Source organism: Veillonella sp. oral taxon 158 (assembly GCF_018376515.1).
Taxonomy (GTDB): domain Bacteria; phylum Bacillota; class Negativicutes; order Veillonellales; family Veillonellaceae; genus Veillonella; species Veillonella rogosae.
Genome location: NZ_JAHABE010000003.1, coordinates 51,270 through 70,205 on the forward strand (window position 1 = coordinate 51,270; position 18,936 = coordinate 70,205).

Consider the following 18,936-nt stretch of genomic DNA (forward strand, 5'->3'; position numbering starts at 1 on the left):
AGGTAGAAAGGATTGTCCATGGAATTATTGGCTCCTGCCGGTACGATGGAAAACTTTATGGCCGCTTTAGAATCTGGAGCGGATGCGATTTACCTCGGCGGTAAAGGATTTAATGCCCGAGCTCATGCAGCAAACTTTGGTATTGAAGAATTGGCTGAGGCTATTCGATTGGCTCATATTCTAGATGTGTCCGTATATGTAACAGTAAATATCCTCATAGGTGACTCTGAACTAACGGCTCTCGAGGTGTATTTAAAGGACTTAGAACGAATTGGTGTGGATGCTATTATCGTTCAAGACTTAGCAGTTGCTAAATTGGCGCAACGAGTGGCTCCAAAATTGCATTTACATGGTAGTACGCAAATGACGGCTGCTACTCTTGATGCAGTTCGTTTTTATGAAAGCCTCGGTTTTACCCGTGTTGTATTGGCTCGTGAATTGAGCCTCCCTGAAATCGAACATATTTGTAAGAACTGTACAGCTGAAATTGAAGTCTTTGTACATGGCGCCTTATGCGTATGCTATTCTGGTCAATGCTTGATGAGTTCCTTCATTGGTGGTCGTAGTGGTAACCGTGGTGCTTGTGCACAACCTTGCCGTTTACCTTATGAATTACTAGATTCATCGGGTACTAGTTTACTACCTAAACACGAAGCTTATTTATTGAGCCCTAAAGATCTTAACTATAGTGAGCATATGAATGAGCTCGTAGCAGCTGGCGTAAAATCCTTTAAGGTAGAAGGGCGTATGAAGAAGGTTTCCTATGTACGCCAAGTTATTGGGACCTATCGCCATATTTTAGATACGGCTCATATGGATGCTGCTGATGCCGCTGCATTGGCGTCTGGCTTTAATCGTGGCTTCTCTACAGATTACTTAACAGATCATGTAGGGAAATCCATGATGACCGTGGTGGCCCCAAATAATCAGGGAAAACCAATTGGTAAGGCAGAGGTTAAAAAAGGACAAGTTCATTTATTCCTAACAGAACCAATTGAAAAAGGATCACTTTTAAAGGTAATGCAAGCCTCTGGTAGTATTACTTACTATCAGATTGATCAGAACTGGTCTACCCTTGATGATAAACATTTTGTAGGTAATCCCGATGAAGGCTTTGCAGCGGGACAAGTATTCCTTGCATCACCACCTAAAGCTCAAAAGCAACGAGGCTTACAAGATTTCACTGCTAAATTAGAGGTACATGGTTATCTATCTATTAATACAGACCGAGAACAACCTTGCACAGACCTTACCTTTGTATTGAATGATGGTCGTACTGTGACAGTATCTAATGAGTTTGAACCTGTTTATGCGAATAATAAACCGACTACATTAGAGAAGGTTACAGACCAAGTAGGTAGATTAGGAAATACATTGTTTACGCTTGGCTCTATGTCTATTCCTGATGGGCCTTATATGTGGCCAGCTAGTGTGTTAAATGCATTGCGCCGCGATGCTGTAGAGGCACTAGAAAACTTGTTGATTACAGACCATGAAACGGCTTGGGCTGAGCTAGCTGCAGAGCCTCAAGATATGTCATCTATGGTTGCTAAGGGTAAGCTTCAATATTCTGAGCCTATGGTGAGTGCTCGCGTTGATGAGCTAGAGGCTGTGAAAGCAGCCATTGAAGGGGGCGCTAAGAAGATTATCTTCGGTGGTGACCGTTTACAACGTAAGCCTTATGAACTTAGCATCTACGAGCAGGTAGCTAAGCTTTGCAAAGACCATAATGTACTTTGTGCATTTGCTACCCCTCGGGTTGTGAAAGATGATGAAGTAAAGGCGTATATGAATACCCTTAAGGCCATAGTTGAGGCGAAACCAGATAGCATTTCTATTCACGTCCCACAATCATTATTGTGGCTTCGTGACTTAGGGTATACAGGTGCTATTGAAGCTGATACAGGTCTTAACATATTTAACGGCTTTGCCTTACAAGTATGGGAAGATTTACATATGAGCAGCGTAGCACCGTCCCTAGAGTTAACATTGGCGCAACTCGTAAGCTTACAAAAGTCTACTAATTTGCCATTAGAGATCATGGTTCATGGTTATACGGAAATGATGATTTCTGAATACTGTGCCATCGCTAGCTTTGTAGGGACCGGTAAAAAGGAAAACTGTCCAATGCCGTGCGTAACAGAAGATTACGCATTAAAGGATCGTAAAGGGGAAGTATTCCCGCTTCGCACAGATCCATATTGCCGCATGCACATCATGAACAGTCATGAAATGGATATGCGTGCTTACGTACCAGAGTTACATCGAAAAGGGCTACATATTTTGCGCATCGATGGACGTCATATGGATCCAAAGAGATTACGTACTATCGTAGCAGATTATGTATCCATTCAAAATGGAACAAAAGAGGCTCCACCAAAGAGTGTAGGCAAAGATGATACGCCTATTACAAGGGGCCACTATTTTAGAGGTATTTTATAAAAGAGGTAGTACATTGTTTAACGAAGATGTATTAGACTTTCACCATATAAAAGAACAATTACAACAGCATTGTAGTTCTGCTATAGCTAAAGAATTGGCTATGACCATTGAGCCTATGATTGATTCAAAACAAATTCAAGAGCATCTTGATGAAACGGCAGAGGCAATGCGGTCATTGCAAACAGAGGTAGAACAACCGCTAGGTGGAACACGAGATATTCGTGAGTCCTGTAAAAAGAGTCGCAAAGACTTTGTCCTTACTCGTGAAGCATTGTGGGATATTTATTTAACCATTGGTGCCTATAAGCGGATGACAAAGTTCTTTAGAACGAAATATATGGAATATCCATTGCTATCCTTATGGGTACAGGATATGCCAAATACAGATCGCATTGAAAACCGATTTAAACGCGTCTTTGATGATAAAGGGGAATTGCTTGATACAGCATCTCCTAAGTTGGCGAGCCTTAGAAATACGATTATCAAAACTCGGGAAAAGATTAAAAATGATATTCAAGCTATCTTACACGACAAGGATAATCAGAAGTATTTCCAAGAAACAATTATTACACAGCGTAACAATCGCTATGTAATCCCTGTAAAACAGGAATATCGCCAATATTTTGATGGTCTTATTCACGACCGTTCTGCAACGGGTCAAACACTCTATATTGAACCGATGCGTTTGGTGAATCTAAATAATGAATTACAAGAGGCTTTGATTGGTGAAGAGCAAGAGGTATTGCGTATTTACCGTGAATTGTCTGCCCTTGTTAAACAGCATAGTAATGATTTGATGGATGCTTGTGAAAAGGTGTCCCATATCGAATTTGTATATGGTAAGGCGAGCCTTGCTATTTCTTATAAGGGTGTACCAGCTATCTTGAGTACTGATAGAACAGTTAATCTCATGAGAGCTCGTCATCCATTAATTCCACCGAATGTGGTGGTGCCTACCAACATTTTATTAGGCACATCATATCGGATTCTATTGATTACTGGTTCTAATACAGGTGGTAAAACAGTATCCCTTAAAACATTAGGGTTATTGAGTTTAATGAACCAATGTGGTCTATTTATCCCTGCTGATCACGGTTCAATGTTGCCAGTATTCCATAATATCTTTGCTGACATTGGGGATGAACAAAGTATTGAGGCTAGCCTTAGTACGTTCTCTGCTCATATGACGCAAGTAATTTCCATCATTAAACATTGTGGTCCTAATGATTTGGTATTACTAGATGAGCTTGGTTCTGGTACTGATCCAGAGGAAGGTAGTGCATTAGCGGTATCTATCCTTGAATTCTTCCGTAAAAAGGGCGCTCTTATGATGGTAAGTACTCATTATAATGAGCTTAAAAATTATGCGTACCATACGGAAGGTATTGAAAATGGCCATGTAGAATTTGATGAGCGCACCTTAAAACCAACATATCGACTTCATATCGGTGTAGCTGGTAGTAGCCATGCATTGAGCATTGCGGCCCGTCTAGGCTTGCCAAAAGATATCGTAACGCGCGCGGCAGAGTATAAATCTCAATTTGGTAGCCATGAAATGGAAGAAGTTCTTTCAGATTTGAATGAGCAACTTCGTAAAGCGTCTGAACGGGAAAGAGCCTTAAAGAAAGAGCTCGATGAAACACGTCGCATGCGTGGTCAATTAGAGAAGGAAAAGAAACAGTTTAACGAAAAACGCAAACAAATCTTAGCTAAAGCTCAAGCTGATGCTGAAGCTATGAAGCGCAGTTTACGTGTTGAAGGGGAAGCGATTATCAAGCAATTGAAGTCGCAATTCTCTGAAACGAATAAGGATAAACGTCAGTCTGCTATCAATGTGGCGCGTAAAGGCATCTCTAATGTTCATGTGCCAGATGCACCAGTCGATGATGATCGTAAGACATTAACTGCGGATGAAGTTAAGGTTGGACAAGTTGTATTCGTAACGACCTTACGTTCTTTAGGTACCGTATTATCTATGAAGGGTAATCGTGTAAATGTAGACATTAATGGCTTAACTGCAACAGTTAAGGTTAATGAATTGCAATCTACCACACGTGAAGAGGGCAATAAATTAGAACGTGAACAAAAAGCGGCTATGCCTAAAACACGAAAACGTATGGGTGGTTCTGCTGTACAACGTCAAAAAGAGGTTCGTACAGAAATCAATATTCTTGGTCAAACAGTAGACGAAGCAACTGTATCTGTCGGTAGATTTATCGATCAAGCCTTGCTAGGTGGCGTAAACCAAGTGCGTATCATTCATGGTAAGGGAACAGGTGCATTGCGTGAAGGGGTTCACCAATATTTGCGTACCTTGCCTCATGTAGCCCACTTTGAAACAGCAGGCTATGATGAAGGTGGTGCAGGGGCTACCAACGTAGTGCTTAAGTAACAAATAAGTCACTTGTACAATATAATAATAAGATCATATTTAGAATGGTATTTGAATATGGAACAAAAAAGGTAGTAAGTTCAAAAGAACTTACTACCTTTTTTAGACGTCGCTATTAGTATTAACGGTCTTTTTTAGATTTTTTGTTTTTCGATGAATTAGATTTTGGTTCAGATACTTCTTCCTTAGAAGATTGATCTTCTTCTTTTACTTTTTCATCTTTTTGTTTATCTTTGTCGTCTTTTTTATCTGCTTTATCGTCCTTTTTGTCGTCTTTTTTAGGTTGTACTTTCACAGGATTGAAATAACCTTCAGCGATTGCTGATTGAGCACTAGAAGGAACAGGGAAGTCAGAAGCAGGGGTATTGGCAAGCGCATTTGCCATGAATTGGCCCCACATAATAGCAGGTGTGTCACCACCGGTCATGCCTCGTAATGTTTCCGAGCCATAGTCATCACCAATCCAAACGGCAGCTACTAAATCAGGCGTGTAACCAACGAACCAAGCATCCTTGGAATCATCTGTTGTACCAGTTTTACCTGCTGCAGGACGACCGATTGCGGCATTACCACCAGTACCGCCATTTATAACGGATTCTAGCATATTTGTAATGATTGCTGCATCTTTTTCGTCTACAACGCGTTTTTCTTGGATGGAGTGTTCCTCCACAACTTGACCGTTGCGATCTACAATTTTAAGGATTGCCGTAGGTTGAACTTTGATACCGCCATTAGCGAGAACGCCGTAAGCTTGTACCATTTCAAGAGGGGTAACACCATGTGTTAAACCACCAAGTGCTGTAGACAAGTTGTAATCTTGATCAGTTAGAGTAGAGATACCCATTTCTTTAGCAAGTTTAATAACCTTAGTCATACCCACTTCGTCAGCAATTTTTACTGCTGCTACGTTACGAGAATGTTGTAATGCGTAGCGGTATGTCATGCTACCTTCGTAGTCATTTTCATAGTTTTTAGGGCTCCAGCTACCGAAGCTAACAGGACTGTCTTCAACGATAGAACCAGGAGTTTTACCAGACTGAATAGCCGCCAAGTAAACGAAAGGTTTCATAGCGGAACCTGGTTGACGTTCTGCTTGTGTAGCACGGTTGAAAGCGTCATCACCGCGACCGCCTACCATGGCTACGATGTAACCATTGTGAGGGTTCATTGCTACGATAGCACCTTGCGGTTGGTGCAAACCATTTTTATCAGTATAGAAGTCTGGTAAGTTTTGCATCGCTGCAACTGCAGCATTTTGAGCATCCATATCGAGAGTTGTATAGATTTTCAAACCATCTTTATAGATTGCATCATCGCCATATTTCTCAGAAACTTGAGCAATTACGTAATTGATGAAGTAAGATGCATTAGATTTTTCGTGGGTTTGTTCTTGTTTAGCCACTAAGCCTAAATCTGCTTGGCGTGCTTCATCAGCTTGCTCTTGTGTAATGTAACCGTATTTTACCATTTGGCCTAACACGACTGATTGACGTTTTTTACTAGCTTCCAAATCGTTGAATGGGGAGTAGTAGTTAGGACTTTGAGGTAAACCAGCGATGAGAGCTGCTTGAGCAAGTGTCAATTGACTGGCATCTTTACCGAAGTATACGTGAGATGCAGATTGTACACCATAAGCACCTTGACCAAAGTAAATTTGGTTCATGTACATTTCAAGGATTTCATCCTTTGTGTAATGCTGTTCAATTTTAAGTGCTAATAAGGCTTCAGAAATTTTACGTTTAAATGTTCTATCTTGTGATAGGAACGCATTACGAGCTAACTGTTGAGTGATTGTGGAACCACCTTCAGATACGCCGCTATGTACGATGTTTACCCATATAGCACGCAAGATACCAATTGGGTCGATACCATGATGTGTATAGAAACGAGAGTCCTCTGTAGCTACAAAGGCGTTCTGTAAATCTTTTGGCACATCCTTCAATGGAATTGGTAATCGATTTTCAGAGGAATGAACCGTCGTAATGAGATTGCCGTGCACGTCATAAATTTGAGACGATGCAGAAGGTCGTACATTAGATACATCTGGTAGATTAGATAACGTGGCACTTATGAATCCACAGCCACCACCGGTTACGATGAGTATAAAGAGAAGAGCACAAATCCAAAATAGACGCTTAGGACTCGTTTTCTTCGGTGTAGAACCATTGCCGTTTGAGCGGCGATTGGATCTCGAATTTGAGTTACTACTCATAGAGTCACCTCTTTTTTCTTTTAGTAAATATAACGTAAATTCTATTACGCAGTTATAAATATTATATCATAAATGGCTTAAAACCAATACTATATATATAATTGTGAAAGTTTTTAGATAATGGTATACTAGATAAATAGTATTTCTAGGAGGATTATCATGATTAGTGCTCAAGAACAAGTGCGCCAAATTAAACACGGCGTAGCAGATTTAATTAACGAACAAGATCTTGTAAAAAAAATAGAGAAATCCATTAAGGAAAATAAACCGTTAGTTATAAAGCTAGGTTTGGACCCAACGGCTCCAGATATTCATTTAGGTCATACAGTACCACTTCGTAAGCTACGCTTATTCCAAGAATTCGGCCATCAAGTAGTGATCGTTATCGGTGGTTTTACAGCACGTATTGGTGATCCGACTGGTAAAAGTGTAACTCGTCCACCACTTACAAAAGAAGAAGTATTGAAGAATGCTGAAACGTATAAAACACAAATTTTCAAAGTGTTAGATCCTGAAAAAACAATCGTCCGCGACAATAGTGAATGGCTAGAATCTATGAATTTTGCTGATGTACTACGTTTAGCAAGTTCTTACACTGTAGCACGTATGATGGAACGCGATGATTTTAGTAAACGTTTCAAAGAAGGTCGTCCTATCGGCGTACATGAATTCATGTATCCGTTGATGCAAGGTCATGACTCCGTAGCATTACAGGCTGATGTAGAATTTGGTGGTACGGATCAAACTTTCAACTTGTTAATGGGCCGTCATTTACAAGAATTAGAAGGTCAAGAACCACAAGTAGTTATTACAATGCCATTATTGGAAGGCCTTGATGGCGTTCAAAAAATGAGTAAGTCTTTAGGCAACTACATCGGTATCGATGAAGAGCCAAAAGAAATGTATGGTAAAGCAATGTCTATTCCTGATGAATTGATGATGCGCTACTTCATGCTCGTTACAGATATGCCAATCGAAGAGCAAGAGGACATGGAAAAACGTCTTGAAAGTGGTGAATTACATCCACGTGATGCAAAAATGCAATTGGCTCGTACCATCGTTCGTTTGTACCATGGCGAAGAAGCTGCTCTCGAAGCGGAAGAAGAATTCAAACGCGTATTCCAACAACGCGCGTTGCCTACAGACATTCCCGAGTATGCTATGGATGCGCCAACTGAACCAATCTTTGTACCACAATTCTGTACAGATGCTGGTTTAACTGCCTCTAATGGTGAAGCACGTCGCTCTATTAAAGCTGGTGCTTTCAAAGTAAATGGTGAAAAATATACAGAAGAAAACCTTACCCTTGAAGAGGGCATGATTGTTCAAGTAGGTAAACGTAAATTTGTAAAAATTAAATTTAACTAATATAAAACTGTGATGGGGTGCAGAACCTCGTCACAGTTTTTTCTGTCTATTTTCCTTATAAGATTTTCCTCTATTGTATCTATTAATAGTAACTTCAAAATTGACGTACAAGTTAATGTATAATGAATATAAAAGATAAATATAAAATACAAATTTGATACATAAAACATTTATACACATATCGTATACATTTTACTATAAAATAAGAGGACCATATATGGACAAGAAACTATCTAATTTCCTAGAAAAACGAGAACATACTGTTCTTACAGATATCGATGTTATAACTGCGGCAGTAGCGGTTCCATTATTAGAAATCGATGGGGAAGATCATGTCGTGTTTACTGTACGCAGTAACAAACTCCGCCGTCAACCCGGTGAAATTAGCTTTCCTGGTGGACACTGTGAACCTAATGATAAAAGCAGTGCTCATGCTGCCATGCGTGAATGCTCTGAAGAACTTGGAATTAATCTAAATCAAATTGAATTACTTGGTAATTTAGATTGTCTCGTATCTGCGATAGGTGTCAAATTATATGCTGTAGCAGTACGATTACATACAAGCGATTTAAAACCAAATCCTGATGAAGTAGGAGAAGTGTTTACCGTACCTTTACAATATCTGCTAAATATGGAACCTACCGTAGGTCATCTAGATATAGCTACAAGACCATTAAAGGACTTTCCATTCTATTTACTAGAAGGCTACAATATCGATTGGAAAATTAGACAAAACTACTCGGTCTATTTCTATCCCTATGAACAATACACCATATGGGGACTAACGGGGCGAGTGCTGAAAAACTTTTTAGACATATATAAGGTGGTTAAATGAAACCTGAATTTGTTCCATGGTTATGGATTATTTATGTGGCTTATGTTTTATATAAGAGACATAAAGAAAATAGTCGTTTAGAAAACTATGAAATCATATTTGCTATTATTAGTTTATTTATTGTTAGTGGCGGATTTTTACTTTTAACGTTTTCTAATCTTACGGCTGATTCTCAGTTTATTATAAATATCTTAATTGCCATAGTATTACTTGTCATGAAAACATTATATGGAGTGTAATAGATGGAAATAATAAAATTTCTTGGTTATATAATGATTCCTTTAAGTGTTGTGATTTCAATTGCATTAATGATATTGGGAAAAATTAAACATATAAAATATTTAGATCCTAAAGTGCCATTAGGCCGATTGTTTTATTTTTTTGGTAATGCATTTTCATTTATGTGTTGTGTTTTACTAATTAACTTTTTTAGTTATGCAATGCAGTCTAAAGATATTATTGAAGGTATTAAATACTTAATCTTGGGATATTCTTTTGGGATTTATGGATTTACATTCTTTTTTATGACTGGCATGAGAAGAGCCTATGATATAGGGTTTCCATATTGGGTATACCCTATTTTTATAATAATTACTTTATTAAGTAGCCTCATAAATGAAGAGCTTTCTGAGTTTCTTGGTTTAGGTATGTATATATTCTTATTGCAACCAGGAGAAACAAGAGAGCAATCTAAGGTAGAGTAATCGAAAGAGTTAATTTTTATGAAAAAATCTTTACATTTATTAATATTTAAACCTATTTCAACTGGTGCAAATTACATAATGGAAAATGAAACTATTAAGTCTTTATTTTCTTTTTTTTGTGTGCTATGGTTTATAAATCGACTATTACTGATGCTTGCTGGTGGAAATGTTAAATATTGGGGTGCCGTATATTCATTATCTATTGATCAATATATTGGATTTAATTTATTTCCATATATTCTTGACTTTATTAGTCTTATTTTAATTAGTTTTTTTATAGCTTGTCTCTGCTGGGCTAATTTTATTCTTTGGACAGAGGTAAGTTTTATTAAACTATTTAAGATATCATTAATAATATCTTGTTTACAGCAAATCCCTGGTTTTATAAGATTAATCTTATTATATCCAATGCAGTTTTTATATTTGTCCAAACCATTTTTGGCACAGATTATATATGATTCTTTAAATTTTATAGCCAATTTATCAGAGATTTATATTGTATTTCTCTTCATTGTATTGTTATATAAGCAAACAAAAGTTAATAGATTGGGTATCGCTATTTTTGTTATTGTAGTACTTTTATGTGTTACAGAACTTCAAAATATTTTTATTCAGTCAATCTCTTAACTCCACTTTGAAAGGAATTATAATGATACAAACCTTTATTAATCTCTTTATATATCCTCGATCTGTTGGAATTAGTCAAGTAATTGAAGCTACAACTTTCAAAAGTGCTTTAGGTTTATATACTTTAACTTGGGTGCTGTTACGACTTGTTTTGGGTGATATAGGTGTTGATGTTCTTCATATAGCACCATTTATTAATGATGTTGAGATACTTTCATACTTTAGTACTATAGTTATTTTTGGTATTGATTATATATATCTTTTACTGAGATTAATCATAGCCGTTGTATTATTATGGATTTTGTATCGATTCTGGTGTACCATATCCCTGAAAAAACTTATAATAATATCACTTTACTTTATGGGGCTATGCTATTTATTTGCTAGCATTAAACTTAATTTACAGTCTTATTTTTTTAGTTTAGATTATCTTGATGATGGTAATTGGAGCTTTCTCATCTGGAATGTTGTGGGCTTATTAGGGAATATAGTAATATTTTATACTGGCATATTACATTTTATGACCTTATATCGTTTAACTAATATAAACAAATTCATATTTTTAGTTATCACTATGATAATATTTATTTTATACTCTACATTAGAGATTACTATTACATTTTAATCACTATATTTCAAAAGATGATTGTCTATTATTAGGCAATCATCTTTTTTAGTTTGTATTCAGTTTAATTAGCATATTAATGCCTATAAAAATTGACAGATTTTAAATTAAGGTATACTATTTATGTGTAAAAGGTTTAATGTGTTGCACTAATTGACTAGGAGGTTCTCACATGAATCGCGAAACAGCATACGTACTTTGGTTTGATGAATTACAACGTGAAGATGTTAATTTAGTAGGTGGTAAGTCTTCTTCCTTAGGGGAATTGACGTCCTCCACTAATGTACCTGTTCCTTATGGCTTTGCTACAACTGCTCATGGTTATCGTGAGTTTATGAAAGCTACAGGTTTAGAAGATAAAATCCGCGCTGAGCTTGATGCATTAGATGATGTAGAAAATTCTGCATTATTGCGCGAAGTGTGTGCTAAGATTCGCCGTATGATTTGTCAGGAAGAAATGCCACAAGCTTTGGCAGATGCTATCCGTCATGCTTATGAAGAACTTGGTAAAAAAGTAAACGAAGAAAATCCGTTCGTAGCGGTTCGTTCTAGTGCAACAGCAGAAGACTTGCCAGACGCAAGCTTTGCAGGCCAACAAGATACGTATTTAAATGTACGTGGTGCTGATGTTATCATCGAGAAAGTAAAAGAATGTTATGCATCTACTTTCACAGACCGTGCCACATATTACCGTGTAAAACAAGGTTTCGATCATATGACAGTAGCATTGAGTGCTGCCGTTCAAATGATGGTATTCTCTAAAGCCGCTGGCGTAATGTTCACTGTTGACCTTGTAACAGGCAATGATAACAACATCCTTATTGAAGGTTCTTGGGGCCTTGGTGAGTATGTTGTACAAGGTACAGTTACACCAGATAATTTCCATGTAGATAAAGATAAAATGGAAATTACTGATCGTATGATTAATGACAAACATATCCGTTTAGTTCGCAAAGCTGATGGAGACTGCGTTGAAGAAGTTGTTCCAGCAGATGAAGCTAAAAAACAAGTTATTACAGATGCTCAGGTTTTAGAATTAGCTAAATATGCAAAAGCAATCGAAAAACATTATGGTTGTTACATGGATATGGAATGGGGCGTAGATGAGCGAGATGATAAGATTTGGATTTTACAAGCTCGTCCAGAAACAGTATGGTCTCGTAAAGAAAAATCAGAAACAACTGAGAAAGCTAACACTTTAGATACTGGCAATCGTGAAATTATTGTAAAAGGTTTACCAGCTTCTCCTGGTAATGCAGCCGGTAAAGCTCACGTTATCATCAACCCTGAGGATATTGATGAGTTCAAAGAAGGCGAAATCCTTGTCACTGCTATGACTGCTCCTGACTGGGTACCAGCTATGAAAAAGGCTAAAGCTATTGTTACTGATGCTGGTGGTATGACTTGTCATGCGTCCATCGTTAGCCGTGAGCTTGGTATTCCTTGTATCGTAGGTACTAAGAGCCGTAGCCATGAAGCAACAACATCCATTAAAGATGGTCAAATGATTACTGTTGATGCTACAAATGGCATCGTATACGATGGCGTATTAGAAGATATCGTTAAAAAACCAGAAGCACAAGCTACTGCAGGCGTTGTTGCTGAATCTGTTCCTGTAACAGGCACTAAAATTTACATGAACTTAGGCGATCCTGATTTGGCTGAAAAACATGGCGTGTTGCCATGTGATGGTATTGGTCTAATGCGTGAAGAGTTCATTTGGACTACTTTCATTCACGAGCATCCATTACACCTTATCGAAACAGGCCGCAGTGATTTTGCTGTAAATACATTGGCTGAAGGTATGCGTAAAGTGTGCCAAGCCTTAGCTCCTCGCCAAGTAGTAGTTCGCTTGAGCGACTTCAAATCTAGCGAATACCGCGATCTTAAAGGTGGCGACAAATACGAACCACATGAATCCAGTGCATTACTTGGCTGGCGTGGTGCATCCCGTTACTATGATCCAAAATACACACCTGCTTTCAAATTAGAATTAGAAGCAATCAAAAAAGTACGCAATGAATTTGGTTTCAAAAACTTACAAGTTATGATTCCATTCTGCCGTACTGTAGAGGAAGCTGAATTAGTAACTAATTTAATGGCTCAAGAAGGTCTTGCTCGCAGTAAAGACTTCAAAGTATGGCTAATGGCTGAGATTCCATCTAACATCATCTTAGCTGATCAATTCAATAAATACGTAGATGGTTATTCCATCGGTTCTAACGACTTGACTATGCTCGTTCTCGGTTGTGACCGTGATAACGAAACAGTTCAACATATCTATGATGAACGTAATCTAGCAGTTCGCAGAGCAATTCGTCATCTCATTGAAGTGGCGCATAAAGATGGCAAAACTGTATCCATCTGTGGCCAAGCACCAAGCGTGTACCCTGAACTTTGCGAATTCCTCGTGAAGAGCGGTATCGACTCCATTTCTGTTAACCCAGATGCGGTTGTGAGCACTAAGAAAATGGTGGCTCAAATCGAACAAAGAATTATGCTCGATGCTATGACTGGTCGTGGTCGTCAAGAATCTGACGAACTAAATTGGTAATAATATAGTTATGGTGAAAGAGGAGGCCCGTAGGTCTCCTCTTTTTCTGAATGGTAACTTAGGATATAATACAAACAGAGATGAAAGGGGGTTACCGTGTGAAACTGTCGAAACGACAAGAACAAATTGCTCAAATCGTTCGTGAAGAAGGACCTGTGACAGGCAGTGCCATTGCTGAACATTTAGAGGTTACACGATCTGCATTGCGTTCAGATTTATCTGTATTAACTATGTTAGGTGTGCTAGATGCGCGACCAAATGTAGGTTATTACTACGTAGGACTTTCAAAGGAAACACAAACGGCTGAGCGATTAAAGTCATTTCTGGTAAGTGATGTATTATCTCAAGCAGTCGTGGTTAGTGGGGAAACTAGTTTATATGACACGATTGTTACTATATTTACAGAGGATGTAGGTACGATTTTAGTGTGTGACGACTCGTATTTAGTAGGTGTCGTATCTCGAAAAGATTTACTGCGCGCCTCTATGGGACAAACAGATTCGCACGCCATGCCTATATCTATGATCATGACCCCTGTTAGTAAGGTTATAACTGTGGAGCCTACCGATACGTTAGTAGAGGCGGCACAGAAGATGATAGATTATGAAGTAGATTGTTTACCTGTTGTCGTTCGCGAGGACGTAGGGAACAAGAAACGCTTAAAGGTCGTGGGCCGCGTGTCAAAAACGACGGTAGCAAAAGTATTTTTAGAATGTAGCATACATTGAGGTTGATAGAATGGCAGAAAAAATTATTTATGCAATATCGGATTCTCTAGGGGAAACCGCAGAGGCTGTAGCGCGAGCTACGGCGAGTCAATATGATAAGGAACAAATTGAAATTGTGCGCATTCCTTATATCGATAGTGAAAGCCAAATCGACGAAATCGTAGACGATGCAAAACGAGGTCATCACGTTATTTGTCATACTATCGTGTCCGAGTCTTTGCGCAAATATCTCCATGAGAAGGTAGCAGAGTACAACATTCCTGCTGTAGACATCATGGGGCCTGTACTCGATGCAGTAGGCACTGTGGCGACTACAAAACCACGTATGACAGCAGGCATGGTTCATAAGCTTGACCAAGAGTATTTTAAAAAGGTGGAAGCCATTGAATTTGCCGTAAAATATGACGATGGTAAAAATCCATCTGGTTTTGAAAAGGCCGATGTAGTTATTATTGGTGTATCTAGAACTAGTAAGACTCCATTATCTATGTTCTTGGCGTATAAAAAAGTTAAAGCTGCTAATTTGCCGTTGGTACCTGAAGTACCATTGCCAGAGGAGTTATTCAAAATTCCAGCAAAAAAAATTGTAGGCCTTATTATTGACCCATTCAAATTAAATAATATTCGTAGTGAACGTTTACGCGCTATCGGTCTTGAAGACGAAGCAAACTATGCATCCATTGAGCGTATTCAGGCTGAACTAGAATATGCGAAAGCTATTATGCGCCGTTTGCACTGCCAAGTATTAGATGTTTCTAATAAATCCATTGAAGAAACAGCTTCTCTTGTGATGCAGTTAATCGATAAAAACCGCGCATCGGAGGGTAGATGAATATACGAGAACAAATAGAGGAACGGGAGGCTTTGCTCCTGTCCCCCTATGCAGCTAAAAGCCGCGATGCCATCCGTGATGTAGAGGAAGCTCCCGATCCACTTAGAACAGCGTTCCAACGCGATCGGGACCGCATTATTCACAGTAAATGTTTTAGACGGTTAAAGCATAAGACACAGGTGTATATTGCACCAGGCGACCATTATCGGACGCGTATGACTCATACCCTTGAGGTAGGTCAAATTGGGCGCACTGTGGCACGTGCATTGCGTTTAAACGAAGATCTTGTAGAGGCTATTGCCATGGGCCACGATGTGGGACATACGCCATTTGGTCACGTCGGTGAATATGCATTGCGCGACATGGTGGGGCACTTTAATCATAATGAGCAAAGCTTGCGTATGGTTGAAGTCTTAGAAAAGCATGGCGACCACCAAGGTCTTAATTTAACGACTGCTGTACGTGATGGTATTGTAGGTCATACAGGGGCACATATCCCTGATACTTTGGAAGGTCAAATCATTCGTATCGTAGACCGCATTGCTTATTTGTGTCATGATTTTGACGATGCACAACGGGCAGGTATGTTGACCGCTGAGGAGTTACCTTTTGAAGTGCGCGAGCATTTCGGTATGACTCCATCTAGTATGATTACAGCCATGGTAGAGGATATGGTACGAGAATCCTTAGACAAGCCAGCCATATCTATGTCCAGTGATGTGGAAATGACTATGAATCTATTCCGCCAATTTATGTTTAAAAACGTTTACTTGGCACCAGCGTTAATTCCTGATCGTAAAAAGGCATCCCATGTAGTAAAAAATTTATTTACTCACTTTATGGAGCACCCAGATGATATGGAAGGGTGTGAAAGTGGTAAGGAATTTTATTCTACACTCGATGTAGTAGACTATGTAGCAGGCTTAACAGATCAATATGCTATTAAGCTCTTTAAACAATACTATATTCCAAATATTACCTTATAAATAACAAAAAAAGCAGTTAGTTCAAATTGAACTAACTGCTTTTTTTGGGGCTCTAGAACCCCAAAGAGTACATGTACTTTTTATTTTACGCGCGTGTAACTTTATTAGAACGAAGGCAGCGAGTGCATACGTTTACTTTTTTAGTAGCACCGTCTACAACCGCCCGTACTCTTTGAATGTTCGGTTTCCAAGTTTTTCTTGTGCGAATGTGAGAATGACTCACGTTCATACCGCTAGATGTGGATTTGCCACATACTTCGCAAAGGTTTGCCATAGTTTCCACCTCCAAGCTTAATCTATAACATAACAAAAGTATATTATCATAAAGAGTAGGTTAAAGCAAGTATTTTTATCGTACATATTGCTCTTTTTATGAAATATACTACAATATAAGGTATACTATATATCATATTCTATGATATGAGTGGGCTTTTACACAAGGATATACAGAAATTGGATATATCTCATGTGTTTATCGTATATTTAAAGGAGTTTCTATGGATGAACGGTTGACGACCATAAAGGGGATTGGTCCTGGTCGAGAGAAACAATTACATAAGTTGGGAGTTACCAATATAACATCCTTGTTAACGTATTTCCCAAGAACCTATGAAGACCGCCGTACGATTTATAGAATTGGTGATTTAAAATCTGGCATGACTGGTGGAGTAGTAGGTACTGTTATAGCAGTTCAAGAGAAACGTCCTCGCCCTCGATTGTCTATTTTAGAGGTAGTCATTGCAGATGGTACAGGTCCTTTAAAGATTGTGCTATTTAACCAAGGCTATAAGAAGAACTTTTACAAAAAAGGGCAGCGTTTATATGCATATGGCAAAGCGGAATTTCAATATGGCTCTATGCAGATGAATACGCCACAAATAGAAAACTTGGGAGATGGTGGGGAGCCTGATCGAGGTATCGTTCCTATTTATGCGTTGGCTGATGGGGTATCTCAATTTGTTGTGCGTTCGTCGGTACGAAATTGGTTTGCCGCTAATCATGATTTACCTGAGATTTTACCTAAAGAGGTTCGGGAGGCTCACCATTATATGAGTCGGTATGATGCATTTAAGATGATGCATTTCCCCGATTCCTCTGAGCGTTACGAAGAGGCTCGTCATCAACTCGCTTATGAAGAGTTATTTGTCATGCAAGCGGGCTTAGCGTTGTTGCGTAATAAAGAGCAGTGCCATAGAGGTCCGAAGATGGGACCTAATGGAGAGTTAATGGCTAAATGCATTGAAAATCTACCATTTTCGTTGACCGGTGATCAACAGCGTGCATTAGAGGATATTCGTATCGATATGGAAGATGAACGTCCTATGCAACGGTTATTACAAGGTGATGTAGGCTCTGGTAAAACTGTTGTAGCTACGTTGAGTTTATTGAAAGCCATTGAAAATGGGTACCAAGGGGCGTTAATGGCTCCAACGGAGATTTTGGCGGCACAACATTACGAAGGTATAACAGAAGTGTGTGGTAATTTGGGGATTACCATAGAGCTGTTAACGGGCTCTACTACAAAAAAAGAAAAAGAACGTATCTATGAAGGGTTAGCTGATGGATCGATTCATATGATTATTGGCACCCATGCTCTTATTCAAGAAGGTGTTAACTTTCACAACTTAGGACTTGTTATCATTGATGAACAACATCGCTTTGGTGTAGAACAACGGGCTCGGTTGCAACAGAAGGGTACGTATCCTCACGTGCTTATCATGACGGCTACACCGATTCCTCGAACCATGACATTATCTGTGTATGGTGATTTGGCAGTATCCTTGATTAAAGAGATGCCACCAGGTCGTAAGCCTGTAAAAACCTATGCTGTAGATAGTTCTTATAAAGATCGACTACGGGCTTTCTTTGGTAAGGAGATGGCGGAAGGGCGCCAAGTCTACGTAGTATGTCCACTCGTTGAAGAGTCAGAAAAATTAGACTTGCAAGCTGCAGAAGAATTGTATTTAGAACTAAAAGAGTACTTTTACAAGGCCTATGAAGTGGGACTCGTTCATGGTCGAATGAAACCTAGTGAAAAGGATGAAGTAATGAATGCATTTCACAATGGAAACATTTCATTACTAGTTTCCACTACGGTTATCGAGGTTGGTGTCAATGTACCTAATGCGACCATCATGTGTATTGAAGGGGCTGAGCGATTTGGCTTGTCTCAATTGCATCAGTTGCGTGGCCGTGTAGGTCGGGGTTCTCATCAGTCCTACTGTATCCTCGTAAGTGATTCAAAAAATGACGTAAGTCAAGAGCGTTTGAAGCTGATGGAACAAACTCAAGATGGTTTTGAACTAGCGGAGCAAGATTTATTGCTTCGCGGATCAGGTCAATTATTTGGATTAGCTCAATCGGGCTTACCTGATTTACGGGTTGCTAATATCATTAAAGATATTGAAATTCTAGTGGAGGCGCGCAAGGATGTACTAGACTTTGCAAGTCAATTTGGTATGGAAACATTAGAATCTGTCATGAAAGAAGAATTAGAAAAAAGATTTGGTGAAAAATTCCTAAGAATATTGTATAATTAAGAGGTAGGAATAATAAGTACATAAGTATCGATAATATTAGATTTTATCTGGCTTTTTCCCTTGTGTATATGTTCCTCATACCGTATAATAG

At 38.8% G+C, this 18,936-nt stretch carries 14 protein-coding genes; 12 read left to right on the top strand and 2 right to left on the bottom strand.

The features are described from left to right. Positions 1-18 precede the first annotated feature (18 nt). Both KH364_RS02645 and KH364_RS02650 read left to right on the top strand, forming a co-directional pair. Positions 19-2,442, top strand: coding sequence for a U32 family peptidase (locus KH364_RS02645; RefSeq protein WP_273298460.1), 2,424 nt, complete (start codon positions 19-21; stop codon positions 2,440-2,442). Beyond that, complete coding sequence (locus KH364_RS02650) at positions 2,396-4,834, top strand: endonuclease MutS2 (RefSeq protein ID WP_273298461.1); 2,439 nt, start codon at positions 2,396-2,398, stop codon at positions 4,832-4,834. Before KH364_RS02645 ends, KH364_RS02650 begins: the two co-directional genes overlap by 47 nt. Before the next feature lie 121 nt (positions 4,835-4,955). On the opposite strand, the gene KH364_RS02655 is transcribed toward KH364_RS02650, so the two are convergent. Further along, positions 4,956-7,046: a penicillin-binding protein 1A gene (locus tag KH364_RS02655; protein ID WP_273298463.1), complete on the bottom strand. Its 2,091-nt coding sequence runs from the start codon at positions 7,044-7,046 to the stop codon at positions 4,956-4,958. Positions 7,047-7,205: 159 nt separating this feature from the next. Here KH364_RS02655 and tyrS point away from each other — a divergent pair, with 159 nt between their 5' ends. The 9 genes from tyrS (at position 7,206) to KH364_RS02700 (ending at position 16,305) form a co-directional block, all read left to right on the top strand. Continuing rightward, positions 7,206-8,414, top strand: a complete 1,209-nt coding sequence (gene tyrS, locus KH364_RS02660) for a tyrosine--tRNA ligase (protein WP_273298465.1) — start codon at positions 7,206-7,208, stop codon at positions 8,412-8,414. 217 nt (positions 8,415-8,631) lie between these two features. Further along, entirely contained in the window at positions 8,632-9,249 is a 618-nt protein-coding gene (locus tag KH364_RS02665) for a CoA pyrophosphatase (protein ID WP_273298466.1), read from the top strand. Beyond that, positions 9,246-9,488, top strand: a complete 243-nt coding sequence (locus KH364_RS02670) for a Zn-dependent protease with chaperone function (protein WP_273298467.1) — start codon at positions 9,246-9,248, stop codon at positions 9,486-9,488. Before KH364_RS02665 ends, KH364_RS02670 begins: the two co-directional genes overlap by 4 nt. A gap of 3 nt (positions 9,489-9,491) precedes the next feature. Continuing rightward, positions 9,492-9,953 carry a hypothetical protein gene (locus KH364_RS02675; RefSeq protein WP_273298468.1) on the top strand — a complete coding sequence of 154 codons (462 nt, stop codon included), beginning with the start codon at positions 9,492-9,494 and terminating at the stop codon, positions 9,951-9,953. Positions 9,954-9,971: 18 nt separating this feature from the next. After that, the gene (locus KH364_RS02680; protein ID WP_273298469.1) at positions 9,972-10,580 is read left to right on the top strand and encodes a hypothetical protein; all 609 of its coding nucleotides are present in this window, start codon (positions 9,972-9,974) and stop codon (positions 10,578-10,580) included. Positions 10,581-11,377: 797 nt separating this feature from the next. Beyond that, a complete protein-coding gene (gene ppsA / locus KH364_RS02685) occupies positions 11,378-13,759 on the top strand; it encodes a phosphoenolpyruvate synthase (RefSeq protein WP_273298470.1) in 2,382 nt (793 codons plus the stop codon). Positions 13,760-13,857: 98 nt separating this feature from the next. After that, positions 13,858-14,487, top strand: coding sequence for a helix-turn-helix transcriptional regulator (locus tag KH364_RS02690; protein ID WP_009351664.1), 630 nt, complete (start codon positions 13,858-13,860; stop codon positions 14,485-14,487). 10 nt (positions 14,488-14,497) lie between these two features. Continuing rightward, positions 14,498-15,319 carry a pyruvate, water dikinase regulatory protein gene (locus KH364_RS02695; protein WP_054748506.1) on the top strand — a complete coding sequence of 274 codons (822 nt, stop codon included), beginning with the start codon at positions 14,498-14,500 and terminating at the stop codon, positions 15,317-15,319. After that, positions 15,316-16,305 (top strand): deoxyguanosinetriphosphate triphosphohydrolase, encoded by a 990-nt coding sequence (locus KH364_RS02700; RefSeq protein WP_273298472.1) that lies wholly within the window; start codon positions 15,316-15,318, stop codon positions 16,303-16,305. The genes KH364_RS02695 and KH364_RS02700 overlap by 4 nt, the downstream gene beginning before the upstream one ends. A gap of 85 nt (positions 16,306-16,390) precedes the next feature. On the opposite strand, the gene rpmB is transcribed toward KH364_RS02700, so the two are convergent. Beyond that, on the bottom strand, positions 16,391-16,579 hold the full coding sequence (rpmB, locus tag KH364_RS02705) for a 50S ribosomal protein L28 (protein ID WP_008601135.1): 189 nt from the start codon (positions 16,577-16,579) through the stop codon (positions 16,391-16,393). 223 nt (positions 16,580-16,802) lie between these two features. On the opposite strand from rpmB, the gene recG reads away from it, so the two are divergent. Then, positions 16,803-18,845 (top strand): ATP-dependent DNA helicase RecG, encoded by a 2,043-nt coding sequence (recG, locus tag KH364_RS02710; RefSeq protein ID WP_273298475.1) that lies wholly within the window; start codon positions 16,803-16,805, stop codon positions 18,843-18,845. Positions 18,846-18,936: the final 91 nt, after the last annotated feature.

Bases quoted from the DNA above. Each gene is read 5' to 3' on its own strand.
- KH364_RS02700 (WP_273298472.1), top strand. From the start codon at position 15,316: ATGAATATACGAGAACAAATAGAGGAACGGGAGGCTTTGCTCCTGTCC.
- KH364_RS02670 (WP_273298467.1), top strand. From the start codon at position 9,246: ATGAAACCTGAATTTGTTCCATGGTTATGGATTATTTATGTGGCTTAT.
- rpmB (WP_008601135.1), bottom strand. From the start codon at position 16,579: ATGGCAAACCTTTGCGAAGTATGTGGCAAATCCACATCTAGCGGTATG.
- KH364_RS02650 (WP_273298461.1), top strand. From the start codon at position 2,396: ATGATACGCCTATTACAAGGGGCCACTATTTTAGAGGTATTTTATAAA.
- KH364_RS02645 (WP_273298460.1), top strand. From the start codon at position 19: ATGGAATTATTGGCTCCTGCCGGTACGATGGAAAACTTTATGGCCGCT.
- KH364_RS02680 (WP_273298469.1), top strand. From the start codon at position 9,972: ATGAAAAAATCTTTACATTTATTAATATTTAAACCTATTTCAACTGGT.
- KH364_RS02675 (WP_273298468.1), top strand. From the start codon at position 9,492: ATGGAAATAATAAAATTTCTTGGTTATATAATGATTCCTTTAAGTGTT.
- ppsA (WP_273298470.1), top strand. From the start codon at position 11,378: ATGAATCGCGAAACAGCATACGTACTTTGGTTTGATGAATTACAACGT.
- tyrS (WP_273298465.1), top strand. From the start codon at position 7,206: ATGATTAGTGCTCAAGAACAAGTGCGCCAAATTAAACACGGCGTAGCA.
- KH364_RS02655 (WP_273298463.1), bottom strand. From the start codon at position 7,046: ATGAGTAGTAACTCAAATTCGAGATCCAATCGCCGCTCAAACGGCAAT.
- recG (WP_273298475.1), top strand. From the start codon at position 16,803: ATGGATGAACGGTTGACGACCATAAAGGGGATTGGTCCTGGTCGAGAG.
- KH364_RS02665 (WP_273298466.1), top strand. From the start codon at position 8,632: ATGGACAAGAAACTATCTAATTTCCTAGAAAAACGAGAACATACTGTT.
- KH364_RS02695 (WP_054748506.1), top strand. From the start codon at position 14,498: ATGGCAGAAAAAATTATTTATGCAATATCGGATTCTCTAGGGGAAACC.